Annotated in this window: 19 protein-coding genes; 11 read left to right on the top strand and 8 right to left on the bottom strand. The window is 73.3% G+C overall.

All coding sequences use genetic code 11. The features are described 5' to 3' along the window. Positions 1–16: 16 nt before the first annotated feature. The 4 genes from ACYU7H_RS10865 to ACYU7H_RS10850 all read right to left on the bottom strand — a co-directional run bounded on the left by ACYU7H_RS10865 (position 17) and on the right by ACYU7H_RS10850 (position 6092). Positions 17–3313 (bottom strand): ankyrin repeat domain-containing protein, encoded by a 3297-nt coding sequence (locus tag ACYU7H_RS10865; RefSeq protein WP_460814642.1) that lies wholly within the window; start codon positions 3311–3313, stop codon positions 17–19. Beyond that, positions 3306–3578, bottom strand: a complete 273-nt coding sequence (locus ACYU7H_RS10860; RefSeq protein ID WP_460814641.1) for a YcgL domain-containing protein — start codon at positions 3576–3578, stop codon at positions 3306–3308. Before ACYU7H_RS10860 ends, ACYU7H_RS10865 begins: the two co-directional genes overlap by 8 nt. A 70-nt stretch (positions 3579–3648) precedes the next feature. Continuing rightward, entirely contained in the window at positions 3649–4668 is a 1020-nt protein-coding gene (gene cydB / locus ACYU7H_RS10855; protein ID WP_460814639.1) for a cytochrome d ubiquinol oxidase subunit II, read from the bottom strand. Then, a complete protein-coding gene (locus ACYU7H_RS10850) occupies positions 4665–6092 on the bottom strand; it encodes a cytochrome ubiquinol oxidase subunit I (RefSeq protein ID WP_460815045.1) in 1428 nt (475 codons plus the stop codon). Before ACYU7H_RS10850 ends, cydB begins: the two co-directional genes overlap by 4 nt. 169 nt (positions 6093–6261) lie before the next feature. Here ACYU7H_RS10850 and ACYU7H_RS10845 point away from each other — a divergent pair, with 169 nt between their 5' ends. Together ACYU7H_RS10845 and hemF are read left to right on the top strand one after the other, a co-directional pair. Next, positions 6262–8694, top strand: coding sequence for a S9 family peptidase (locus tag ACYU7H_RS10845; protein WP_460814637.1), 2433 nt, complete (start codon positions 6262–6264; stop codon positions 8692–8694). A gap of 89 nt (positions 8695–8783) precedes the next feature. Beyond that, positions 8784–9710 (top strand): oxygen-dependent coproporphyrinogen oxidase, encoded by a 927-nt coding sequence (hemF, locus tag ACYU7H_RS10840; RefSeq protein ID WP_460814636.1) that lies wholly within the window; start codon positions 8784–8786, stop codon positions 9708–9710. Here hemF and ACYU7H_RS10835 read toward each other — a convergent pair. Both ACYU7H_RS10835 and polA read right to left on the bottom strand, forming a co-directional pair. Continuing rightward, complete coding sequence (locus tag ACYU7H_RS10835; protein ID WP_460814635.1) at positions 9707–10183, bottom strand: DUF421 domain-containing protein; 477 nt, start codon at positions 10181–10183, stop codon at positions 9707–9709. The two genes, hemF and ACYU7H_RS10835, sit on opposite strands and share 4 nt — an antisense overlap. A gap of 331 nt (positions 10184–10514) precedes the next feature. Next, entirely contained in the window at positions 10515–13292 is a 2778-nt protein-coding gene (gene polA, locus ACYU7H_RS10830) for a DNA polymerase I (RefSeq protein ID WP_460814633.1), read from the bottom strand. Positions 13293–13388: 96 nt separating this feature from the next. Here polA and ACYU7H_RS10825 point away from each other — a divergent pair, with 96 nt between their 5' ends. The 7 genes from ACYU7H_RS10825 to ACYU7H_RS10795 all read left to right on the top strand — a co-directional run bounded on the left by ACYU7H_RS10825 (position 13389) and on the right by ACYU7H_RS10795 (position 18067). Then, positions 13389–13700 (top strand): DUF2782 domain-containing protein, encoded by a 312-nt coding sequence (locus ACYU7H_RS10825; protein ID WP_460814631.1) that lies wholly within the window; start codon positions 13389–13391, stop codon positions 13698–13700. A 154-nt stretch (positions 13701–13854) separates the two neighbouring features. After that, on the top strand, positions 13855–14643 hold the full coding sequence (locus ACYU7H_RS10820) for an ABC transporter ATP-binding protein (RefSeq protein WP_460814630.1): 789 nt from the start codon (positions 13855–13857) through the stop codon (positions 14641–14643). After that, entirely contained in the window at positions 14643–15392 is a 750-nt protein-coding gene (locus tag ACYU7H_RS10815; protein WP_460814628.1) for an MlaE family lipid ABC transporter permease subunit, read from the top strand. Before ACYU7H_RS10820 ends, ACYU7H_RS10815 begins: the two co-directional genes overlap by 1 nt. A gap of 128 nt (positions 15393–15520) precedes the next feature. Continuing rightward, positions 15521–16057: an outer membrane lipid asymmetry maintenance protein MlaD gene (gene mlaD, locus ACYU7H_RS10810; protein WP_460814626.1), complete on the top strand. Its 537-nt coding sequence runs from the start codon at positions 15521–15523 to the stop codon at positions 16055–16057. After that, positions 16054–16710: an MlaC/ttg2D family ABC transporter substrate-binding protein gene (locus ACYU7H_RS10805; RefSeq protein WP_460814625.1), complete on the top strand. Its 657-nt coding sequence runs from the start codon at positions 16054–16056 to the stop codon at positions 16708–16710. Before mlaD ends, ACYU7H_RS10805 begins: the two co-directional genes overlap by 4 nt. Then, positions 16700–16981: an STAS domain-containing protein gene (locus ACYU7H_RS10800; protein WP_460814623.1), complete on the top strand. Its 282-nt coding sequence runs from the start codon at positions 16700–16702 to the stop codon at positions 16979–16981. Before ACYU7H_RS10805 ends, ACYU7H_RS10800 begins: the two co-directional genes overlap by 11 nt. A gap of 54 nt (positions 16982–17035) precedes the next feature. Then, entirely contained in the window at positions 17036–18067 is a 1032-nt protein-coding gene (locus tag ACYU7H_RS10795) for an MlaA family lipoprotein (protein WP_460814621.1), read from the top strand. Here ACYU7H_RS10795 and ACYU7H_RS10790 read toward each other — a convergent pair whose 3' ends face one another. Together ACYU7H_RS10790 and ACYU7H_RS10785 are read right to left on the bottom strand one after the other, a co-directional pair. Then, positions 18068–19468, bottom strand: coding sequence for a DNA recombination protein RmuC (locus ACYU7H_RS10790; protein ID WP_460814620.1), 1401 nt, complete (start codon positions 19466–19468; stop codon positions 18068–18070). A 60-nt stretch (positions 19469–19528) separates the two neighbouring features. After that, positions 19529–20710: a class I SAM-dependent rRNA methyltransferase gene (locus ACYU7H_RS10785; protein WP_460814618.1), complete on the bottom strand. Its 1182-nt coding sequence runs from the start codon at positions 20708–20710 to the stop codon at positions 19529–19531. Positions 20711–20792: 82 nt separating this feature from the next. Between ACYU7H_RS10785 and ACYU7H_RS10780 the strand changes: the two genes are divergently transcribed. Beyond that, a complete protein-coding gene (locus ACYU7H_RS10780) occupies positions 20793–21557 on the top strand; it encodes a rhomboid family intramembrane serine protease (RefSeq protein ID WP_460814617.1) in 765 nt (254 codons plus the stop codon). A 70-nt stretch (positions 21558–21627) separates the two neighbouring features. Further along, positions 21628–23367, top strand: a complete 1740-nt coding sequence (locus tag ACYU7H_RS10775) for a M28 family peptidase (RefSeq protein WP_460814615.1) — start codon at positions 21628–21630, stop codon at positions 23365–23367. The last annotated feature ends 61 nt before the right edge of the window (positions 23368–23428 follow it).

Here is a 23428-nt window from a genome sequence, read left to right as displayed (position 1 = left end):
GTAATGGCGCCTCGGCTCAGTCGCGATTCCGGAGGAACCGCGCCATCGACGGGGGGGCCTCCCGCCCGGTGGGGCCGAACTCCGCCGCCACGTCCACGAACCCGCGCATCACCGCGATCTCGCGCGGGGTGCGGTTGAGCCCGTCCCGCAGTTCGGGATCCGCCCCCGCGCGCAGCAGCCGCTGCACCACCCGCAGCAGGCCGTGCAGGGCCGCCAGGTGCAGGGGGCCGAACCCGCGCGCGTCGCGGGCGTCCAGTGCGACCTCCTCGTCGAGCAGGCGCTCGAGCGCGGCGAGCACCACGTCCTCGTCGCAGGCGGTGCCCGGTTCGGCGCGCGCGCCCAGCAGCATCAGCAGGGGCGTCGCGCCGCCGGTGGCGACCGGATCGTGGTCGGCGCCGGCCAGCAGCAACGCGTCGAGCAGCGCGACCACGCGGGGCCGGTCGCGCGCGGTGAAGCCGAACAGGGTCGCGCAATGCAGCGCGGTGAGGTCCTGCGCGTCGCGCGCGTGCAGGTCGGCATTCGCGGCCAGCAGCCGCGAGACCAGGTCCGGCAGTCCCAGCGCCGCGGCCAGCATCAGGACGGTCACCTCGCCGGGCAGGCGCTGCTCGAGGTCCGCGCCCGCCAGGAGCAGGCGGTCGACGATGTCGACCTGGCGCATGCTCACCGCGGCCGAGAGCGGCGTGGCGCCGGTGTTCGCGGGGCGCTGCGGGTCCGCGCCACGGTCCAGCAGCAGGTCCACCACCGCGCGGTGGCCACCACCGGCCGCGCGCAGCAGCGCCGTGCAGCCCTGTCCGTCGACCGCGTCCACGGGCAGGCCGAGTTCGAGCAGGCGGCGGACCGCGTCGGCATCGCCGACGATCGCCGCGGCCGGCAGGTCCTCCGGCTGCAGGGCGCGGTGCGGCAGGGTCCAGCCGCGCCAGTCGAGCCAGTCCGCCAGGTCGCGCCGGCCGGCGGACAGCGCCACGCCGAGCGGGGTCTGGCCATCGGGTGCGCGCACGGCCGGGTCGGCGCCGGCGGCGATCAGTTCGCGCAGCGCCCCGGCGCGGCCGAGCGCGGCGGCCAGGTGCAGCGGCGTCATGCCGCGCGCGTCGCTCGCGTCCAGGTCGGCGCCATGCGCGACCAGGCGCGCCTGGAGCCGCGGCCAGCCGAGCCGGACCGCGAGCGCCAGGGGCGGATCGCCCGTCGGGGACGCACCGAACGGGTCGGCGCCGCGGTCGAGCAGGTCGATCGCGATCGCCTCGAGCCCGCGGGCGCCCTGGTCGCCGGCCGCGCAGGCGCCGAGGAAGCGGGCGAGCCCGCCGCCCCCGGCCGGCGAGGCGGCGCGCCGCAGCAGCGGCTGGATCGCGCCGAGCGCCGCGGCGCCGCGATCCAGCAGCGAAGGGAGCAGGACCTCGCCGCCTGGACCGGGGCGCTCGGGATCGGCGCCCTGGGAGAGCAGCCAGGCCAGCCGCGACGGATCGGAAAGCACTTCCGGTGCGTGGAGCAGTGCGTCGAGCTCGCCGGGCGCCAGCAGGCGCACCAGCGCATCGAGCTCGCCCAGCCGCCCCTCGCGCAGGCCGTCGAGAAGGAGGTGCACCGGGGCGTGGTCCGCGGTCGACGCCCCTGCATCCTGGCGACCCTCGGCGATGGCCGAGGGCAGCGGATAACCGGGGTCGAGCAGGGCGACCAGGGTCCATCGACCGCGTTCTGCGGCCAGGTCGACGGCGGTCCGTCCGTCGCCCCCCGCGCGATGGGGGTCCAGTCCCAGCTCGACCAGGCGCTGCACGAGCACCGGCGAGGGCGCGTCGGCGACCACCGCCAGCGCGAGCGCGTCCCGGCCGTCGGTATCCGCCAGGTCGAGCACGGGCCGCGCCTGGAGCAGGCGATCGAGTGCCTCGGGACGCGCGCTGCGCGCGGCTTCCAGCCACGGCGTGCGGTCGTTCGCGTCCGCGGCATGCACGTCGGCGCCGGCAGCCAGCAGCACCGAGATGATCTCCGCGTGGCCGGCGGCCGCGGCCTCGTGGAGGGCGGACCGGCCGGTCGCGTCGCGCGCGTCGAGCTTCGCCTTGTGCTTGAGCAGGAGCTGGACCCCCGCGGGGTCGTCCTCCTCGGTGCCCGCCGCGGCCAGCAGGGCCGGCGTGCCCCCGGGCACCTCCGGCCGCGCGCCGCGCTCGAGCAGGAAGCGCGCCAGCCGCCAGTTGCCCACGCCGCAGGCCATGCCCAGCGGCGTGACGCCCTCCGCGTTCGGGACGTCCAGCTCGGCGCCCGCGTCGCGCAGCAGCGCGGCGACGCCGGGGTCCGAACTGCGCGCGGCGTGGTGGAGCGGCGTGTTGCCCTCGGCATCGACCGCGCGCGGATCCGCGCCGTTCGCGAGCAGGGTCATGACCGCCTCGGGCCGGCCGTGCCAGCTGTCCCGGGTCGCGGCCAGCAGAGGCGTCAACCCGCCATGGGGCTCGTTCACGCCCACGCCGCGCCCGATCAGCGCGCGCAACAGACGCAGGTCCGGCAGCACCGCGGCCAGCACGGCCAGTCCACGCTGGTCCCGTGCGTCGGCGGGCGGTCGCGCGTGCGCGTCCGCGCCGCCCTCGAGCAGCTCGAGCGCCCGTTCCACGCGACCGCCGCGGGCGGCGGCGAAGAGCGCGCCGTCCAGGTCGGCCTCCGCCGGGCCGTCCACGGGTCCGGCATCCGCCGCGTCGTCATCGTCCCCGGCGTCCACCTCGTACACGGGCAGGGCCAGCGCCCCCGCCGGTTCGAGGCGCTGGAGCAGGGCATGGCAGGCCAGGCCGAGCGGTGCCATCGCCGCGGCCAGCGCCCAGCGCGCCGCCGCGGGCAGCAGGCCGGGCCACGCGGCCAGCAGGATGCAGCCGATCGGGACCGCCACCAGCGCCGCCGCCGCCAGGCCCCGCCAGGCCGTCGCGTCCTGCCCCGGGAGCGCCTGCCAGTGCCGTCGCAGCGGGCCGCCATGCCGCTCGACGGCATGCCAGAGGGGCCAGGTCCGCCACAGGCCCACCAGCGCCAGCCCGGCGCCGAGGCTCAGCCCGACCGCGGCGCCCAGGCTGCCGCCCTGGCGCAGGGCCAGCAGCGGCCACGCGACGAGCGCCGCCGCCAGCAACCCGCCGGCGGTCCACATCGCCAGCAGCGCGAGCGCATCCCGACGCCAGGCCCGCACGCGCATCGAGGGCGCGCGCCACCACGCGACGGCCAGCGCGTGCGCCGGCTGCGCGAGCAGGCCGCCGAGCGCGGCGGCCACGCCGCCGGCGCCGAGCAGCACGCCACCCGCCACCGCCAGCGCGAACGCGGCCGCGATCGGTCGCCCGGGCCGCGACTCAGGCATCGGTGCCCCAGTCGTCCGTCATCGGGTCCTCGGTCGAGGCCGGCGGCAGTTGCAGGTGGAATCCGCGCACGGCGAGGTGCTCGCGGACGACGTCCGCGTCCTCGCGCGCCAGCCGGCGGCCCGGGTCGAGCCGCACCTCGAGCACGAACGCGAACGGCGCGAGCTGCGCGTGCAGCGCGTCGGGCAGGCGCGTGAAGTCCTCGCGCGCGGCGAGGTACACGTAGGTGTCGGCCTTCTTCAGGCTCTTGTAGACGTAGGCGAGCATGTCGCGTGGCGCGGCGCGGATGCCGGGATTGTGCGGGAAAAGCCGCGCCGGCGGGAGCGCGGGCCGCCGTTCAGTGGTAACCCGCGTCCGCCTCGACCTTGCCGCGGAACACCGAGTACGACCACCACGTGTAGCCGAGGATCGCCGGCAGCAGCACCACCAGCCCGACCAGCACGAAGCCCTGCGACGACGGCGGCGCGGCGGCCTCCCACAGCGTCAGCGACGGCGGCACGATGTAGGGCCACAGGCCGAGCACCAGCCCGGCGAAGCCCAGCGCGAAGAAGCTCAGCGTGAGCAGGAACGGGGTGGCGTCGCGCCCCTCGCGCATCGCCGCGCGCCACAGCCAGACCGCGTTGCCGAGCGCGGCCAGCGGCACCGGCGCGAGCCACCAGAAGTTGCCATCCTCGAACCAGCGCGCCATCAGCCGGCTGTCGAGGAACGGCAGCCACGCGCTGACAAGGCCCATGAAGGCGACCACCACCAGCACCAGCGGGCGGCTCAGTGTGCGCGCGATCGCCTGCAGCCGGCCGCCGGTCTTGAGGATCAGCCAGGTCGCGCCCAGCAGGGCGTAGCCGAACACCACCGCCACGCCGGTGAGCATCGAGAACGGGCTGAACCACGCGAAGGCGCCGCCCACGTACTTGCCCTCCTGCAGCGGCATGCCCTCGACGAGCGCGCCGAGGATCACGCCCTGCGCGAACGCGGCGAAGATCGAGCCCAGCGCGAACGCCGCGCCCCAGGCCGGCTTGCTGCGCCGCGCCTTGAAGCGGAACTCGAACGCCACGCCGCGGAAGACCAGCGCGATCAGCATCAGCAGCACCGGCAGGTACAGCGCCGACAGCACGACCGCGTAGGCCTTCGGGAACGCGGCGAGCAGGCCGGCGCCGCCCAGCACCAGCCAGGTCTCGTTGCCGTCCCAGATGGGCGCGGCGGTGTTCATCATGTGGTCGAGCTGCGCCTCGTCCTCCGCGAACGGGGCGAGGATGCCCAGCCCCAGCACGAAGCCGTCGAGCACGACGTACATCAGCACGCCGAAACCGATCACGCCGAACCAGACCACAGGCAGCAGGGTCGCCAGGTCGAGGGTCATGCCTGCGGCTCCGGTCGGGCGGGGACGTCGTCGTCCTCCGGGTCGGGGACCGACAGCGGGCGCATCGGCGTCTTCTCGCCGCCCTCGCGGTCGGGCGCAGGTTCGTGCGGCTGGGGGCCGCGGCGCGCGATGCGCACGAGGTAGGTGATGCCGGCCCCGAACACGATCGCGTACACGACGCCGAACGCGGCCAGCGACGCCAGCACGCTGCCGGTCCCGATGTTGGGGCTGACCGCATCGGCGGTGCGCAACAGCCCGTAGACGACCCACGGCTGCCGGCCGATCTCCACCACGTACCAGCCGGCGAGGATGCACACGAAGCCCGACGGCAGCATCCACGTCCAGGCGCGCAGCAGCGCGCGGGCCTCGAACAGGCGTCCGCGCCGCCAGGCCCACAGCGACCATGCCACCAGGGCGAGCATGGCGAGCCCCAGGCCCACCATGGCCCGGAAACTCCAGAACACCGGTGCCACCGGCGGGCGTTCGTCCCGCGGCACGGCGGTCAGCGGTTGGATCTCGCCGTCCCAGCTGTGGGTGAGGATCAGGCTGCCCAGGCGCGGGATGGCGACTTCGTACGCGTTGCGCTCGGCCGCCTCGTCCGGCCAGCCGAACACGACCAGCGGCACGCCGGCACCTTCGCCATGGCTCCGCCAGTGGCCCTCCATCGCGGCGAGCTTGGTCGGCTGGTACTGGCCGACGTTGAGGCCGTGCAGGTCGCCGACCACCACCTGCGCAGGCACCGTGATCGCGGCGAACAGCACCGACAGCCGCAGCATCCGGCGCGCCGCGTCGACGTGCTCGCCGCGCCGCAGGTACCAGGCCGACAGGCCGCCGATGACGAAGCACGTGGTGATGAACGCGGCCAGCACCATGTGCGCCAGCCGGTAGGGGAACGAGGGGTTGAAGATGATCGCCCACCAGTCGGCGGGCTCGAAGATGCCGGCGTCGGTCAGCACGTGCCCCTGCGGCGTGTGCATCCAGCTGCTGGCCGAGATGATCCAGAAGGTCGAGATCAGCGTGCCGAGCGCGACCATGCAGGTGGCCAGGAAATGCAGTTTTTCCGGCACCCGCTTCCAGCCGAACAGCATCACGCCGAGGAACGTGGCCTCCAGGAAGAACGCGGTCAGCACCTCGTAGTTGAGCAGCGGGCCGAGGATGTTGCCCGCGCGCTCGCTCAGCACCGACCAGTTGGTGCCGAACTGGAAGCTCATGACGATGCCGCTGACCACGCCCATGCCGAACGACACGGCGAAGATCTTCAGCCAGAAGAAGTACAGGTCGCGCCAGACCGCGTCGCGCGTTCGCAGCCAGCGGAACTCCACGAACGCCAGCCAGCTCGCGAGCCCGATGGTGAAGGCCGGGAACAGGATGTGGAACGAGATGACGAACCCGAACTGGATCCGCGACAGCATCAGCGGGGACAGCAGGTCCGCGTCCACGGCGTCCTCCGCGGCGCGAGGGGAGGCGCCGCGGCTGCGTATTGTCCCCGTCCGCGGCGCGGATTGCCATTCAAGCGATTGATTGGTCCCGCGCGCCGCGGGTGCCCGGCGGCGGGCTGCTAACCTGCGCCGGTTTTCCTGCCCAGGACCTCCGATGACCCGGACGCGTCGCCTCGCCGCCCTGCTCCTGCCCGGCCTCGCGGCCGTCGCCCTGCCCGCGCTCGCGGAGGATCCGTCGCCACCGGGCGCGCGCGTGACGCTCACGCAGGCCATGGCGGACCCGGAGTGGATCGGACCGCCGGTGCGCGGCGCGTGGTGGCGGTGGGATGGCGGCGCGGCCTACTACGACCTCGAACGCGAGGGCGGCGACATCGTCGACACCTACGTGCAGCCGGTCGACGGCGGCGCGGCCGTGCGCCTGGACGGCGCGGCGCGCGCCGGCATCGACGGCCCGTCGCCGGTCTACGACGCGACGCGCACGCGGATGGCCTTCGTCCGCAACGGCGACGTCTTCGTGCGCGACCTCCGCAGCGGCGCGCTCACCCAGCTCACCCGCACGGGCGACGATGAATCCCGGCCGCAGTGGGGCGCCGACGGCGGCCTGGTCTGGCGCGTGGGCAACACCTGGTACCGCTGGCACGCCGGCGGCGGCGCCGGGCAGGCGACCAGCGTGCGGGCCGAGGACGACCCGCACAAGGCGCCGGACCCGGACGCGTTGCGCGAACAGCAGATGCGCCTGTTCGAGACGCTGCGCACCGAGCGCGCGCGCCGCGACGCGGTCCGCGAGCAGCAGGAGGCCTGGCGCAACGCCGACCCGACCCGCGCACCCGAGACGGTGTGGCTCGGCACCGAGGTCACCATCACCGACAGCGCGCTGTCGCCGGATGGCCGCTGGCTGCTGGTGGTGACCGAACCCGCCCAGGGCGACGCGGGCAAGGCCGGGCAGATGCCGAAGTACATCACCGAGTCCGGCTACGAGGAGTTCGAGGAAGTGCGCACGCGCGTCGGGCGCGGCGCGCCGCTGCCGCACCGGCTGTGGCTGGTGGACAACGCCACGGGGCGCTTCCGCGAACTGTCGTTCGACGGGCTTCCGGGCGTCGACGTGGACCCGCTCGCCGAACTGCGCGCGCGCGAGGCACTCGATCCGCTCGAGGGCGACCGCGCGGTCCGCGTGGAGACCGACGGCGACGGGTCGGGCCCGGCGATCCACTGGTCGGCGGACGGCGCGCGCGCGGCGGTGCTGCTGCGCGCGGTCGACAACAAGGACCGCTGGATCGCCACAGTCGCGCCCACCGGCGACACGTTCGAGGCGGCGGCGCTGCAGGTCCGCCACCGGCTGACCGATCCGGCGTGGATCAACTGGAACTTCAACGATTTCGGCTGGACGCCCGACGGGGCGCTGTGGCTGCTGTCCGAGGAGAGCGGCTGGTCGCACCTCTACGTCGCGCAGGGCGGCGGCGCGCCGCGCGCGATCACGTCCGGGCGATGGGAGGCATCGATGCCGGTGGTGACCGCGGACGGCCGCGGCTTCCTGTTCCTGTGCAACCGTGCCTGGCCGGGCGACTACGAGGTCTGCGCGGTCGACCGCGACGGCGGCAACCTGCGCGAGGTCACCGCGCTCGACGGCGTGGAGTCCTTCGAGCAGTCGCCGGACGGGCGCCGGCTGCTGGTGCGGCATTCGGACAGCTACCTGCCGCCGCAGCTGGCGGTGGTCGCCGTCGACGGCGGCGACGCCACGCAGCTGACCGACACGCGCAGCGCGGCGTTCCGGGAGATCGACTGGATCGAGCCGGAGATCGTGCGGGTTCCGTCCAAGCACGGCGCGGACGAGATCTGGGGCAAGTACTACGGGCCCGGGGTGCTGGAGCCGGGCCGGGAATACCCGGTGGTGATGTTCGTGCACGGCGCGGGCTACCTGCAGAACGTGCACGACCGGTGGCCGGCGTATTTCCGCGAGCAGATGTTCCACAACCTGCTGGTCGACTCGGGCTACATCGTGCTCGACCTGGACTACCGGGCCTCGGAGGGCTACGGCCGCGACTGGCGCAGGGCGATCTACCGGCACATGGGCCAGCCGGAGCTGGAGGACTACCTCGACGGGCTGGACTGGCTGGTCGACAACAGGCAGGGCGACCGCGACCGGGCCGGCATCTACGGCGGCAGCTACGGTGGCTTCATGGCCTTCATGGCGCTGTTCAAGGAACCGGGCACGTTCAAGGCGGGCGCGGCCCTGCGGCCGGTGACGGACTGGACGCAGTACAACCACGAGTACACGTCGAACATCCTCAATTCGCCGGAGATCGATCCGGAGGCGTACCGGCGGTCGTCGCCGATCGAGTACGCGGACGGACTGCAGGACCACCTGCTGTTCGCGCACGGGATGATCGACGACAACGTGTTCTACCGGGATTCGGTGATGCTGGCGCAGCGGTTGATCGAGCTGCGCAAGGACGATTGGGAGCTGGCGTCGTATCCGCTGGAGCGGCACGGGTTCGTGCATCCGGATGCGTGGTACGACGAGTACCGGCGGATCTACGAGCTGTTCGACGAGGTGTTGCAGCCGAGGGCGCGGGCACCGATCGAGTAACGCGCTGTCGAGTCACGCCACGTCACGTCGCGCGGCTCCGATCAGCGAGCAGCGACGGCGTCTGTCGAAGCGGTCATTTGGGGTGCGGAATGGGTGAGGTCGGGGACATCGAAGTCGTTCGCGACTGGTTGATGGGGCTGCAGGACCGGATCTGCGCGGCGGTGGAGGGCGTGGACGGGTCGGCGCGCTTCGTCGAGGACGCGTGGGTGCGGGACGAGGGCGGTGGCGGGCGCACGCGGGTGCTGCGCGATGGCGCCGTGTTCGAGCAGGCGGGGATCGGGTTCTCCGACGTGTCGGGCGCGAGCCTGCCGCCGGCGGCGAGCGCGGCCCGGCCGGAGCTGGCCGGCGCGGCGTGGCGGGCGGTCGGGGTGTCGCTGGTGTTCCATCCGCGCAATCCGTACGTGCCGACCACGCACATGAACGTGCGGCATTTCCGGGCGCACCGGGACGGGGAGACCGTGGCCTGGTGGTTCGGGGGCGGGTTCGACCTGACGCCGTTCTATCCGTTCGACGAGGACGTGGTGCACTGGCACCGGGTCGCGCGCGACGCGTGCGGGCCGTTCGGCGGCGCGGCGCGCTACGCCGAGCACAAGGCGTGGTGCGACCGCTACTTCTTCCTCAAGCACCGCGGCGAGACGCGCGGGGTGGGCGGCCTGTTCTTCGACGACCTGCACGGGGACTTCGAACGCGACTTCGCGTACCTGCGCGCGGTGGGCGACGGGTTCCTCGATGCGTACCTGCCGATCGTCGAGCGGCGCCGCGATACGCCGTACGGCGAGCGCGAGCGGCAGTTCCAGCTCTACCGGCGCGGGCGCTACGTGGAGTTCAACCTGGTGTGGGACCGCGGCACGCTGTTCGGGCTGCAGTCGGGCGGGCGCACGGAGTCGATCCTCATGAGCCTGCCGCCGCTGGCGCGCTGGGAATACGGCTTCGAGCCGGCACCCGGCAGCGCGGAGGCGCGGCTGGCCGGGTACCTGCGGCCGCGTGACTGGCTGGCGGAGTCCGGCGACGCCTAGCGGCGGAAGGTGATGACGTTGATGCGGCCGTTCGGCTCCAGCCACGCGGCCTCGATTTCGCTGTGCTCGCGGCAGTCGGCCGAGCGCATCGCCTCGTCCAGGTCGGTGGCGGTGATCATCTGCCGGCGCAGCACCGCGTCGAAGACTTCGCCGTTGCGCGCCAGCAGGACCGGCACGCCCTGCACGGCGCGGTCCACGCGCGGCCAGCGCGCGGTGGCCATGCCGACGAGCCAGTTCAGGCCGATCAGCGTCGCGGCGAGGATCAGGCCGCCCAGCAGCGAGATGTCGTCGCCGATCAGCGAGTTCTGCACCGCGGTGCCGAGCAGCACGACGACGACGAGGTCGAAGGGCGTGTGCTGGCCCACCGTGCGCTTCCCGGTGATGCGCACGAGCGCGAGGATCACCACGTAGACGACGGCCGCGCGCAGCACGAATTCGTACCAGGGCATCGACAGGGCCAGCAGCTCGCTCATCGCATCGTCCTCGGGCCGCGCCACGGCGGCGACGGCGCGGGAGTGTGCTGCGGACCCTGCGCGCGGTGCGTGAGGGCGGACGCGGACGGCGGCGCAAATAAAAAGCCCCGCAGACCAGGGGGAGGTCGGCGGGGCCGGGGAACGGTACCTGGGGAGGGGTGCCCGTTCCGGGGATCACTCCAGGGGAGGGAGATGATCTGGCGACGGACGTTGCATCCGTCGCGGGCTATATGACCAAACCGCACATGGATGGTTCGTGAAGGAAACCGTTAATAATTCGTAGGGTTCAGGACCGATTCATGGCCCCTGTTCAGGTCCCCTGGCCCGGTGCCTAGTGGGCCTCTTCCCAATTCGCCCCGACCCCGCTGTCGACCACCAGCGGGACGCGCAGGTCGGCCGCCCCGGCCATGCGGCGGGCGGCTTCCCCCAGGAGGGTGGGGACGAAGTCCGCGTCGGCTTCGAAGACCAGTTCGTCGTGCACCTGCAGGACCATGAGCGCCCGGTCGCGGTGACCAGCCAGCCAGCCGTCCACGTCCACCATCGCGCGCTTGATGATGTCCGCGGCCGTGCCCTGCATCGGGGCGTTGATCGCGGCGCGCTCGGCGCCCGCGCGCAGGCCCTGGTTGCGGGCGTGGATGTTGTCCAGGTACAGCCGGCGGCCGAACACCGTTTCGACGTAGCCCTGCTCGCGCGCCTGCTCGCGCGTGCGGTCCATGAACTCGCGCACGCCGGGGTAGCGGTTGAAGTACAGCGCGATGTAGTCCTGCGCATCCGTGCGCGCGATCCCCAGCTGCCGTGCCAGGCCGTGCGGGCCCATGCCGTACATCAGGCCGAAGTTGATCGCCTTGGCGGCGCGGCGCTCGTCGGGGCCGACCTCGTCGATCGCCTTGCCGAAGACTTCGGCGGCGGTGGCGCGATGGATGTCGGCGCCGGAGGCGAACGCGTCCACCAGCCCGGGATCGCCGGACAGGTGCGCCATGATGCGCAGCTCGATCTGCGAGTAGTCGAACGCGACGATGCGTCGGCCCTCGGGCGCCACGAACGCGGTGCGGATCCGGCGGCCGTCGGCGGTGCGGATCGGGATGTTCTGCAGGTTCGGGTCGGAGGACGCCAGGCGCCCCGTCGCCGCACCCGCCTGGTGGTAGCTGGTGTGCACGCGTCCGGTGCCGGGATTGACCATCTCCGGCAGCTTGTCGGTGTAGGTGCCGCGCAGCTTCGCCAGGCCGCGGTAGTCGAGGATCACGCGCGGCAGCTCGTGCTGGTCGGCGATCGCCTCCAGCGCCTCCTCGTTCGTGGACGGCTGCCCCTTGGGCGTCTTCACCAGCGCGGGGAGGCCCAACTCTTCGAACAGCAGCGCGCACAGCTGCTTGGGCGAATCGAGGTTGAAGTCGCGCCCGGCCAGTTCGGTCGCGCGGCGCTTAGACTCGAGCATGCGCTTGCCCAGGTCCGCCGACTGCCGGCGCAGCTCGGCGGCGTCGAGCAGCACGCCGTTGGCCTCCACGCGCGCCAGCACGGGCACCAGCGGCATCTCGATGTCGCGGTAGACGGCCTCGAGCGACGGCGTCTCCGCCAGGCGCGGGCGCAGCGCGCGGTGCAGGCGCAGCGTGACGTCGGCATCCTCGGCCGCGTAGCGGGTGGCGTCGTCGAGTGCGACCTGGTCGAAGGTGATCGCTTTGGCGCCCTTGCCGGCCACGTCCGCGTACTTGACCGTCGAATAGCCGAGGTAGCGCAGCGCCAGCGAATCCATGTCGTGGCGCGTCGCGGTGGCGTTGAGCACGAAGCTCTCGAGCATCGTGTCCTCCGCGTACCCGGCCACGTCCACGCCGTGGCGGCGCAGCACGTGCAGGTCGTACTTGCCGTGCTGGCCGACCTTGGCCTTGCCGGCGTCCTCGAGCACGGGGCGCAGCGCGTCGAGCACGGTGGCCGCGTCGAGCTGCGCGGGCGCGCCGGGATAGCCGTGCGCGACCGGGATGTAGCAGGCCTCGCCCGGTTCCACGCACAGGCTCAGGCCGACCAGCCGGGCGCGCATCGGGTCGAGCGAATCGGTCTCGGTGTCGAAGGCGAACACGTCGGCGTCGCGCACGCGCGCCACCCAGTCGGCCAGCGCATCGGCGTCCATGACGGTCGTGTAGGCGCCGGGGGCGGCGAGCGCGGGGTCGGGCGCCGCGGCCTCCGGCGCCGCCTTCGCGTAGCCGGCCGGCGTGTTGCGCAGGCCCGTGCCGGCGTCGTCCGCCGGCGCCGCGCCGCCGCCGGCGCCCTCCAGTTCGCGCAGGGCCTGCTTGAAGCCGTAGCGCGCGTACAGGCCGCGCAGTGCGTCCACGTCGCGGTCGCGAAGGGCGAGCGCGTCGTGGCGGCGGTCCAGTTCGACGTCCGTGCGGATCGTGGCGAGCTGGCGGTTGAGCGGCAGGCGGTGCACGACGGCGCGCAGGTTCTCGCCCAGCTTCCCGCCGACCTCGCCGGCCGTCGCGATCACGCCGTCCAGGTCGCCGTGCGCATCGAGCCACTTGGCCGCGGTCTTCGGCCCGCACTTGTCCACGCCGGGGATGTTGTCGACCTTGTCGCCGACCAGCGCCAGGTAGTCGACGATGCGCTCGGGCGGCACGCCGAACTTGTCGACCACCGCCTGGCGGCTGTCGAGGCGGCTGCCGCTCATCGTGTTCACGAGCCACACGTGGCCCGGCTCGCCCTCGCGCACCAGCTGCGCCATGTCCTTGTCGCTGGTCGAGACCAGCACCTCGATGCCGTCGGCCGCCGCCTGCAGCGCGAGCGTGCCGATCACGTCGTCGGCCTCCACGCCGGGCACGCGCAGGATCGGCACGCCCAGCGCCTCGACGATCGCGCACATCGGCTCGACCTGCGACCGCAGGTCGTCGGGCATCGGCGGGCGGTTGGCCTTGTACTCGGGGTCGAGGTCGTCGCGGAACGTCGGTCCCGACGCGTCGAGCACGAAGGCGATGCACTCGGGCTTCTCGCCGAGCGTCGCGCGCAGCATGTTGACCACGCCGAACAGGGCGCCGGTGGGCTCCCCCGCGTCGTTGGTCAGCGGGGGAAGCGCGTGGAACGCGCGGTAGAGATAGGACGATCCGTCGATCAGCACGAGGCGCGGCATCGCGCGATTGTACGGGCCCGCCGACCGGAGGCGCGGCGGTGCGGCGGCGCGGACGTACAATCCGGAGCCCACGGATCCGCCGGATCATCCCGCCCGATGCGCCGCACCCCGCTCCTGCTGCTGTCGACGCTGCTGGCGTCGCTGCTGTCATCGATGCTACTCGCCGGCTGCGCGACGCCCGCGGGCGCACCGGAGCCGCCGGCGGGCGCGGCCGAGACCACGCGCACCGAGGCCAACGGCGACGTCGTGACCGAGTACCGCGTCTCCGGCCAGTTGCGCATGGTCCGCGTGCAGCCGCGCCGGGGTCCGACGTACTACCTGATCGACCGGGACGGGGACGGCCGGCCCGACGAGAGCCAGGGCGAGGGGCCCGTCTCGCCCGTCTACTACCGGCTGTTCACGTGGTGACGCCGGCCAGGGGCCGGCTTCCGGCGGCATTCAGCCCCGCGCGGTCAGTCTGGCGGCCGTTTTGCGCCCGCCGGGAGGGGATCCCGCGGCCGCGCGCCAGCCTCGACGGCCATCCCCGCGACCCCCTTCCCGACCGATCCTGCCGACCCGCCCCATGACCGGAGCCGACCCCATCGTCCGCCTGTCCGGCGTCCGCCTCGACCGCGGCGGACGGGCGGTGCTGCGCCACCTGGACCTGGCGATCCCGCGCGGCGGCGTCACCGCCGTGCTGGGGCCGTCGGGCAGCGGCAAGTCCACGCTGCTCGCGGCGCTGACCGGCGAACTCGAGCCCGCCGGCGGGCGCGTCGAGGTGCTGGGCCAGCCGGTCCCGACCCGCCACCGCGACCTGCTCGCGATGCGCCGGTCGATCGGCGTGATGCTGCAGGGCAACGGCCTGCTGACCGACCTCACCGCCGCGGAGAACGTCGCGCTGCCGCTGCGCGCGCATACCGACCTGCCGCGCGAGGTCGTCGACCGGCTGGTGGCGATGAAGCTGCATGCCGTCGGCCTGGGCGCGGCGGCGGACCTGTTCCCGCGCGAGCTGTCGGGCGGCATGGCGCGGCGGGTGGCGTTCGCGCGCGCACTGGCGCTCGATCCGCCGCTGATGCTCTACGACGAGCCGCTCACCGGCCTGGACCCGATCGCCAGCGGCGTGATCATGGCGCTGATCCGGCGCCTGACCGACACCCTCGGCCTGACCAGCATCGTGGTCACCCACCACGTGCACGAGACGCTGCCGGTGTCGGACCACGCGATCGTGGTCGCGGACGGTCGCGTCGTGTTCGACGGCGAGCCGGCGGACCTGCAGGCGACCACCGATCCGCTGCTGCGCCAGTTCCTCGACGGCCAGGCGGACGGCCCGATTCCCTTCGATGCACGCGCCGCACGCGCGGAGGTGGCGTGATGCCGTTCGCGCAATCGATCCGCGCGCTGGGCCAGGCGGGGCTGTTCTCGCTGTCGGTGCTGCGTGCCTCGAAGCCGACCGCCGTGTTCTGGCGCGAGCTGGTGCGCGAGATCTACAAGCTCGGCGCGCGCTCGCTGCCGATCATCGCGGCCGGTGGCGCCTTCGTGGGCCTGTCGGTGACGCTGCTCGGCTACCGCGCGCTGGAGACCTACGGCGCGACCAGCCAGGTCAGCACGCTGCTGGGCCTGGGCCTGTACCGCGAGCTCGGCCCGGTGCTCACCGCACTGCTGTTCGTCGGCCGTGGCGGCAGTTCGATCGCGGCCGAACTCGGCCTGATGCGCGCGACCGACCAGATCACCGCGCTCGGCCTGATGGCCATCGACCCGGTGGCGCGCGCGGTGGCGCCGCGCTTCTGGGCCGCGGTCATCTGCGTGCCGCTGCTGACCGCGTTCTTCTGTTCGCTCGCGATCACCGCCGGCTACTTCGAGGCCGTGCACGTGATCGGCGTGGACGGCGGCACCTTCTGGCAGGTGATGCGCGACTCGGTGGACTTCGCCGACGACTTCATGGTCGCGTTCGCCAAGGCCGCCGTGTTCGGCGCGACCACGGCGCTGGTGGCCGCCCACGTCGGCTACCACGCCGAGCCGACGATCGAGGGCACCTCGGTCGCCACCACCCGCGCGGTCGTCAACGGCTCGCTGCTGGTCCTGATGTTCAACTTCGTCCTGTCCGCGCTGCTGTTCCGGTGATCGCGCCCCTTCCCGTGACCGCACGCGCACCCCTGTCGTCCCGAGCGCAGCGAGGGACCTGCTTGATTCCGGTCGGTCGGGAAGCAGCTTCCACGCTGCGCTCGGAACGACATTCGTGAGGTGATGCCATGAGTTCCCGTTCCCCCCGCATCGAATTCGCCGTCGGCGCGTTCCTGCTGCTTGCGCTCGCCTCGCTGCTGGTGCTGGCGATCGCCTCCACCAACGGCCGCCTTTCGCTGGGCGGCGGCGACACCTACCCGGTCAAGGCCCGCTTCACCGGCATCGGCCAGCTGCGGGGCCAGGCGCCCGTGAAGATCGGCGGCGTGACCGTGGGCAAGGTCGGCGAGATCGGCCTGGACCCGACCACGTTCGATTCGGTCGTCACGCTGCAGATCGACGACCGCTACGAACTGCCGGGCGACACCTCGGCCGCGATCCTGACCTCCGGCCTGCTGGGCGAGAGCTACGTCGCGCTGCAGCCCGGCGGCGACCCGATGCCGCTGGCGCCGGGGGACGAGCTGATGCTCACGCAGCCGGCCGTGGACCTGATGCAGCTGGTCGGCAAGTACATGTTCAGCGGCGGTGGCGACAATGCCGCGTCCGGTGACGACGCGTCCGACGCGCCCGAACCCGCCGATCCGACCCAGACGGAAGAATTGCCATGACGTACTCCAAGGTTTCCCCGATCGCGCTGGCCCTGGCCGCCGCGCTGCTCGCCCCGGTCGCCGCGCTGGCACCCGCGACCGCGCATGCCCAGGCCGCGACCACCCAGGGCTCGCCCAGCAAGCTGGTGCTCGACAACAGCACGCGCGTGCTGCGCACGCTCGAGGCACGCCGCGCCGAGTTCACCAGCGACCGCGCCGCGCTGAACGCGTTCATCCGCAAGGAATTCGAGCAGATGTTCGACGCGGACTACGCCGCGCGCCTGGTGCTCGGCCGCCACGGCCGCGGCGCCTCGGACGCCGACGTCGCGACGTTCGCCGATGCGCTGTCGGGCAGCCTGATGTCGCGCTACGGTGCGTCGCTGCTGAGCTTCGACAAGGGCCTCAAGACCCGCGTGAAGTCCGAGACCCCGCTGCGCGGCGGCGCGATCATGCGCGTGTCCAGCGAGTTCATCCGCGCCAACGGCGAGCCGGTGCCGGTCGACTACCTGATGCGCAAGGCCGGCGGGCAGTGGAAGGTGTTCGACGTGATGGTCGAGGGCGTGTCCTTCGTCCAGACCTTCCGCACCCAGTTCGACGGCCCGCTGGGCAGCAAGTCGATCGCGCAGGTCGCGGCCGACCTGAAGGCGGGGCGGATCTCGGCCAGTGCCGACTGACGTCGCCCGCGACGGCAGCGCATTGCGATTCGACGGGCCGCTCGAGCGGCCCGTCGTCGCGTCGCTCTGGCCGCGCGCGCTCGCCCTGCTCGATGGCGTCGAGCGGTTCGACCTGCGCGCGGTCGCGCGCATCGACAGCGCGGGCCTGGCCCTGCTGGCGTCGCTCGCCGCGCGCGCGGCCAACGCCATCGAGGTGACGGGCACGCCGGCCGGCCTGGACGACCTGCGGGCCGCCTATCGCCTGGACGGCGGCCTGCAGCCGGCGCGCTGACGCACCCGGGCCCGCGTTCGCGGGCCGGCCGCCGACGCACTAGACTGCCGCCCCATGCCCCGCCCCCTCGTCCGCGCCGCGGTCCTCGCGGCCTGCCTCGCGCTTTCCGCCTGCGCCACCACCCCCGACCCCCCCCCGGGGGCGGACGCCGTGGCCGCCGGACCCGTGGAAAGCCCGCCGGATGCCGCCGGCGCGACCCCGCCGGCCGTGGCCGGGGACGCGCCCGCGGACATCGCGGGCAGCGGGGATCCGATCGCCGGGGCCGGCGGCGACGCCCCCGCGGCGCCCGCGCCCACGCAGGCCGAACTGGACTACGCCGCGCTGTACGGCGACTCGCCCTACGACCCGGTGGCCGATGCCACGCTGCCGTCCCCGGCCGAAGTGCCCGCCTCCTACGACCCGTGGGAACCGCTCAACCGGCGGATGCACAAGGTCAACAAGGCGATCGACCGCGCCGTGGCGCGTCCGCTGGCGCAGGCCTACACCGCGGTGGTGCCGCGCCCGGTCCGCATCGGCGTGGGCAACTTCTTCCGCAACCTGGGCCAGCCGGTCACGGCCCTCAACAGCCTGCTGCAGGGCAAGCCGAAGCAGGCGGGCCAGGCGCTCGGCCGCTTCGCGCTGAACACCACGCTGGGCCTGGCCGGCTTCCTGGACCCGGCCTCGTCGGCCGGCATCCCGCTGCACAACGAGGACTTCGGCCAGACGCTGGGCGTGTGGGGCTGGGAGCGCTCGCGCTACGTGGAACTGCCGCTGTTCGGCCCGCGCACGATCCGCGACGTGGTCGGCATGGCCGGCGACTCGCCACTGGCCCCCCTGCGCCAGGTCGAGGAGGACAGGGTCCGCGTGTTCTTCCAGGGCCTGCAGCTGGTGGACGTGCGCACGCAGCTGTTCGCGGTGGACGGCATGCTCGAAGGCGCGCCCGACGAGTACGCGCTGCTGCGCGACGCCTGGCTGCAGCGGCGCAACTACCAGATCCAGGGCGACCGTTCGCTCGAGGACGACGAGGACCTGCCGGACTACCTGCGCGAGGTCGAGAACCCGACCGTGCCGATCGACGCGATGCCGGTGATCCCGGACGGCGGCTGATCAGCCGGCAGGCTGATCGTCCTGGTCGGCGGCGGGCTCGCCCTCGGCGCCGTCCGTATCGAAAAGCAGCGACGGCGCCGCGCCTTCGACGGGGAGTTGCTCGACCTTGCCCAGTTGTCGTTCGATCGTCCGGCTCTTGCGGCTCGCTTCGCTGATGCTGCGACCGACCGTCGTGATCTGCTTTTCCGCCTTCTCCAGGATGCCGGCGAACTTCCCGAATTCGTTCTTGACCCCTGCCAGGAGCCGCCAGACCTCGCTGGAGCGCTTCTGGATCGCCAAGGTGCGGAAACCCATCTGCAGGCTGTTGAGCAGCGCATTCAGTGTCGTCGGACCGGCCAGGGTGATGCGCGACTCGCGCTGGAGCGTCTCGAACAGGCCTGGGCGTCGGATCAGTTCGGCGTAGAGCCCCTCGGTCGGGACGAAGAGGATGGCGAAATCGGTCGTGTGCGGCGGTGAGACGTACTTGCTGCGGATCTGCTTCGCCTCTTCCCGGATGCGGCGCTCGAGCGCGGACGCAGCTTCGCTGGCGGCGTCGGCATCCGCCCGTTCCTGTGCGTCGATCAGGCGCTCGTAGTCCTCGCGCGGGAACTTCGCGTCGATCGGCAGCCAGACCTGCGACTGCACCTCATCGCCCGGCAGGCGGATGGCGAAGTCCACGCGCTCGGCCGATCCGGGCACGGTGGCGATATCGACCGCGTACTGCTCGGGAACGAGGACCTGCTCGAGCAGCGTTCCCAACTGGGCCTCACCGAAGATTCCACGCGTCTTGACGTTGCTGAGGACGCGCTTCAGATCGCCCACGCCTGTCGCAAGTGCCTGCATTTCACCGAGGCCGCGCTGCACCGCCTCAAGGCGATCGGACACCTGCTTGAACGATGCATCGAGCCGGGTATGGAGCGTCGCCTGCAGCTTCTCGTCGACCGTCGCGCGCATCTGCTCGAGCTTGGCGGCGTTGTCGGCCTGCAGCCGCTGCAGCTGCTGCTCGAGCGTGGTGCGCATCTCGGCGATGCGCTGCTCGTTGCGCTGGGTGAGCTCGGCCAGCCGACCGCCCAGTGATTCCGCGAAGCGCTGCTGCTGCTCGGCGCCCTCGCTGCGTGCCTTGCGCGCGTCCTCGGCGACCGCGGCGCGGAACTCGTCCAGTCGCCGGTCGGTGCGTTCGGTCAGCTCCGAGAGCCGCGCGCCGAAAGCCTCAAGGCGCTGGCCGGACTGCGACGAGACGCTGTCGAGCTGGTCGCGCAGCTCGCCGCGGCCGCCGCGCTGCTCCTCGCGCAGGGCCTGCTGCAGCTCGTCGCCCAGCCGCGCGAGCCCGGCCTCGGGGCGCCGCAGCAGCAGGACGAGAAGCAGGACCAACGCGGCGAGGACCGCGACCAGGATCAGCAGCAGCAGCGTGGAATCAGGCATGGCGCGCAGTGTACGGGCCGGCGTCGCACGGTACGCGACCGCCGACCCGCATCGCGCCGGTCAGTCCAGTACGCGGCAGAACACCGCCTTGAGGTACCGGCTCTCCGGCACGTGGGCCAGGAACGGGTGGTCCGGGCCGGCGCCGGACACCTTCAGCACCTGCACCGTGCGCCCGCCGAACCAGGCCGCGCGCCGCAGCATGTCCAGGAACTGCTCCTCGGACACCAGCCCGGTGCAGGAGAAGGTCGCGAACAGCCCGCCCGGCGCGACCGTGGCCAGCGCCAGCTTGTTCATGTCCAGGTACTTCTTGAGCGCCGGGATGACCTGCTCGCGGTCGCGGGTCATCTTCGCCGGGTCCAGGACGACCACGTCGAAGCGCTCGCCGTTGGCCGCCGCGTCGCGCAGCCACGGGAAGATGTCGGCCTGCACGAAGCGCGGCTTCACGCCGCCCGCGTCCTGGTTGAGGCGCGCGTTGCCGCGCGCGATCTCCAGCACGTCCGGGTCGATGTCCACGCCCACGACCTCGGACGCGCCGCGGGCGGCGGCGTACACCGCGAAGCCACCGGTGTTGCAGCACAGGTCCAGGACGCGCTTGCCGGCGACATGCCGGCTGAGCCATTCGCGGTTCTCGCGCTGGTCGGCGAAGAAGCCGGTCTTGTGCGCGCCCGCGGGGTCGGCGCGGAAGCGGATCCCGTGCTCGGTGATGACTGCCGGCTCGGTGCCTTCCGTGTCGCGGTAGTCGAAGCTCTCCTGCTTCTGCACGTGCGCGTCGGCGAAGCTGTGGAAGCGGCAGCCCGGGAACTGCGCGCGCAGCGCGTCGAACAGGATCGAGCGGTGGCGCCAGGCGCCCGCGCTGAAGAAACCGACCACCAGAAGGTCGTCGTAGCGGTCCACGACCAGGCCGCTGATGCCGTCGCCCTCGCTGTGGAACACGCGCCAGGCGTTCGACACGTCGTCCAGCCGCAGCACGTCGCGGCGCAGCGCGACCGCCTCGGCGATCCTGCGTGCGAACCACGCCTCGTCGACGGCGACCGCCGGGTCGGTCTCGAGGATCCGCAGCGCGATCCGCGAATGGCCGTTGTAGAAGCCGACCCCGAGGAAGTCGCCGTCGACGCCGCGCACCTCGACCAGGCTGCCGGGCTTCGGCCGCTGCGCGGGCTTGGCGACGAGGCGCTGGAAGATCCACGGATGCGCGGACTTCCAGCCGTTCTTGAGGTGGATGACGGGCAGGGCTTCAGGCATCCGCGCATTCTAACGGCCGCCCCGCGGCCGGCCGGGTCAGCCCCCGCCTTGCAATCCGCGCCCGCGCCGCCATCAACGGACCATGGACTCGTTCGATGGACCGGTGGACCCCGGCGTCGCCCGCGCCGCCGACCACCGCAGGGTGAAGCGCGCGCTCGCGGCCAGCGTCGGCTTCGCCGTGCTGCTGCTGGTGGTGTTCTCGCTGCAGCCGGGTTTCGACTGGCGGGCCTGGAGCGTGCAGCCACTCGAGGCGGCGGGGCTGCGCGGCCTGCTCGGCGCGCCGCTGCTGCACGGCTCAGGCGGCCACCTCGCCGCCAACACCGTCGCACTGCTGCTGCTGGGCACGCTGGCCGGCAGCGTCTATCCGCGGGCGCTGTGGCCGTCGCTGCCGGTGCTGTGGGTCGGCTCGGGCCTGGGCGCGTGGCTGCTGGGCGAACCGGGCAGCGCGCACCTGGGCGCGAGCGGCCTGACCCACGGCCTGATGTTCCTGGTGTTCACGCTCGGCGTGCTGCGCCGCGACCGGCCGGCGATCGCCGCCTCGCTGATCGCCTTCTTCCTCTACGGCGGCATGCTGCTGACGGTGCTGCCGCAGGAGCCTGGCGTGTCGTGGCAGTCGCACCTGGGCGGCGCGCTCGCCGGCGTGGCCTGCGCCTTCGCCTTCCGCCGCCGCGACCCGGCACCCCCGCGCAGGCGGTACTCGTGGGAGGTCGAGGAGGAACTCGAAGCCCGGGCCGCCGCGGAGCGCGACACCCTCGAGCCGCCGGCCCCGCGGGAGGTGCCCGTGCTCTGGCATCGCGGCCCCGAGCGCCGCGGCCAGGTCCTGCGCTTTCCCGACCGCGGCGACTGAACCTCCAGCACTGTCCGTCGCGCGCGGGCGGGTGCTAGCGTCACGGCCCCTTCCCGCGACGCGAGCCCGCATGCGCCTTCGCCGCCCGGTGTTCCGCCCCGTCCTGATCGTGGCCGGCCTGGTGGCCGCCGCCGCCTGCCAGCGCGAACCCGCCGTGGTCGCGCCCGTGTTGCCGCCCCCCGACGCGGCGGCGCAGTACCGAATCCGCGCCGACGTGGGCCACCTCGCCGACGACCGCATGCAGGGCCGCGAAGCCGGCACGCCGGGCTACGACCGCGCCGCGGCCTACGTGGTGGAACGCATGCGCGAGGCCGGCCTCGAACCGGCGGGCGACGGTGGCGGCTGGACCCAGGCCGTGCCGCTGCTGCGCGCGACGCGTGGTGAAGCGGGCGCGCGCCTGGCGATCCGGCGCGATGGCCGGACGACCGAACTCGCCTTCCGCGACCAGTTCCTGCCGGAACTGAACTTCAATGCGCCCACGCACGCGCTGGAGGCGCCGGTGGTGGTGGTCGGCCAGGCGGTGCACGCCCCGGAGCTCGGGCACGACGACTTCGCGGGCGTGGACGTCTCCGGGAAGATCGCGATCGCCTTCGCCGGCGCGCCGGCCCGCTTCGGCAACACCGAGCGCGCGGTGCACGGGTCCACGCGGGAAAAGTTGCGCAACCTCGCCCAACGCGGCGCCGTCGGCGTGGTCTGGGCCGGCACCGCCGAGGACGAGGCGCGCTCGCCGTGGGCGCGCGCGGCGGCCAACTGGCAGCGGCCGCGGATGCGCCTGCGCGCCGACGACGGCACCGGCGTGGACACCTTCCCCCGGCTGCGGGCGATCGCCTCGGTGAGCGCGGCGGCCGCGGACGCCTTGTTCGAGGGCGGCGATCGCACCGCGGCGCAGCTGGCCAAGGCCGCGCGGGAGGGCACGTTCGAGGCGTTCGACCTGCCGGGCACGATCGTGCTCGGCGGCAGCACCCGGATCGAGCGGGCCGCGAGCCACAACGTCGTCGGCCGGCTTCCGGCGACGCCCGACGGCGAAGGCGCCGCGCCCGCGACCGCCGGCGAGCACGTCGTCTACACCGCGCACCTGGACCACGTCGGCGTCGGCGCGCCCGTCGAGGGCGACCGCGTGCACAACGGCGCGGTCGACAACGCGCTCGGCGTTGCGGTGATGCTGGAATCCGCGCGGGTGCTGGCCGACGCGCCGGAACGCGGTCGCGCGACGCTGTTCGTCGCGCTGACGGCGGAGGAGCATGGCCTGCTGGGCGCGGAGTGGTTCGCGCGCAACCCGACCGTGCCGGCGGACTCGATCGTCGCGAATGTCAACATCGACATGCCGGTGCTGCTGGCGCCGAGCCGGGACGTGGTGCCGGTGGGCGTGGTGCATTCCAGCCTGTCCGGCGTGGTCGAAGCGGCGGCCGCGGACATCGGCGTCGCGCTGTCGCCGGATCCGTTCCCGGAAGAGGCGATCTTCGTGCGCAGCGATCAGTACGCCTTCGTGCGCGCCGGCATCCCGGCCGTGTACCTCGTGGGCGGCACGGTGCCGGTGACGCCGACGCGCAAGGGCGAGGAACCCGATCCGGCGACGGATCCGCAGCGCGCGCTGCGCGAGTTCCTGCGCACCTGCTACCACCAGCCCTGCGACGAGGCCGGCCTGCCGATCCACTACCCGGACGCGGCCCGCCTCGCGCGCCTGAACGCGGCGATCGGCCTGCGGATCGGCGCCGATCCGGCGCGACCGCGCTGGAACGACGGCGATTTCCTCGGCGAGCGCTTCGCGGGGGCGGGTGCCGCCGACGGGGCGGACGCGGCCGGCCGCTGAAGTGCGCGATCCCGCGAAACGGCCCGTGGACCGCCCGCGCGGTACACTGCGCGGGTTGCAA

The organism is Luteimonas pelagia (assembly GCF_054776035.1).
Note: the sequence above shows the minus strand (reverse complement) of the source record. Positions and strands in the feature narration are given on the sequence as shown.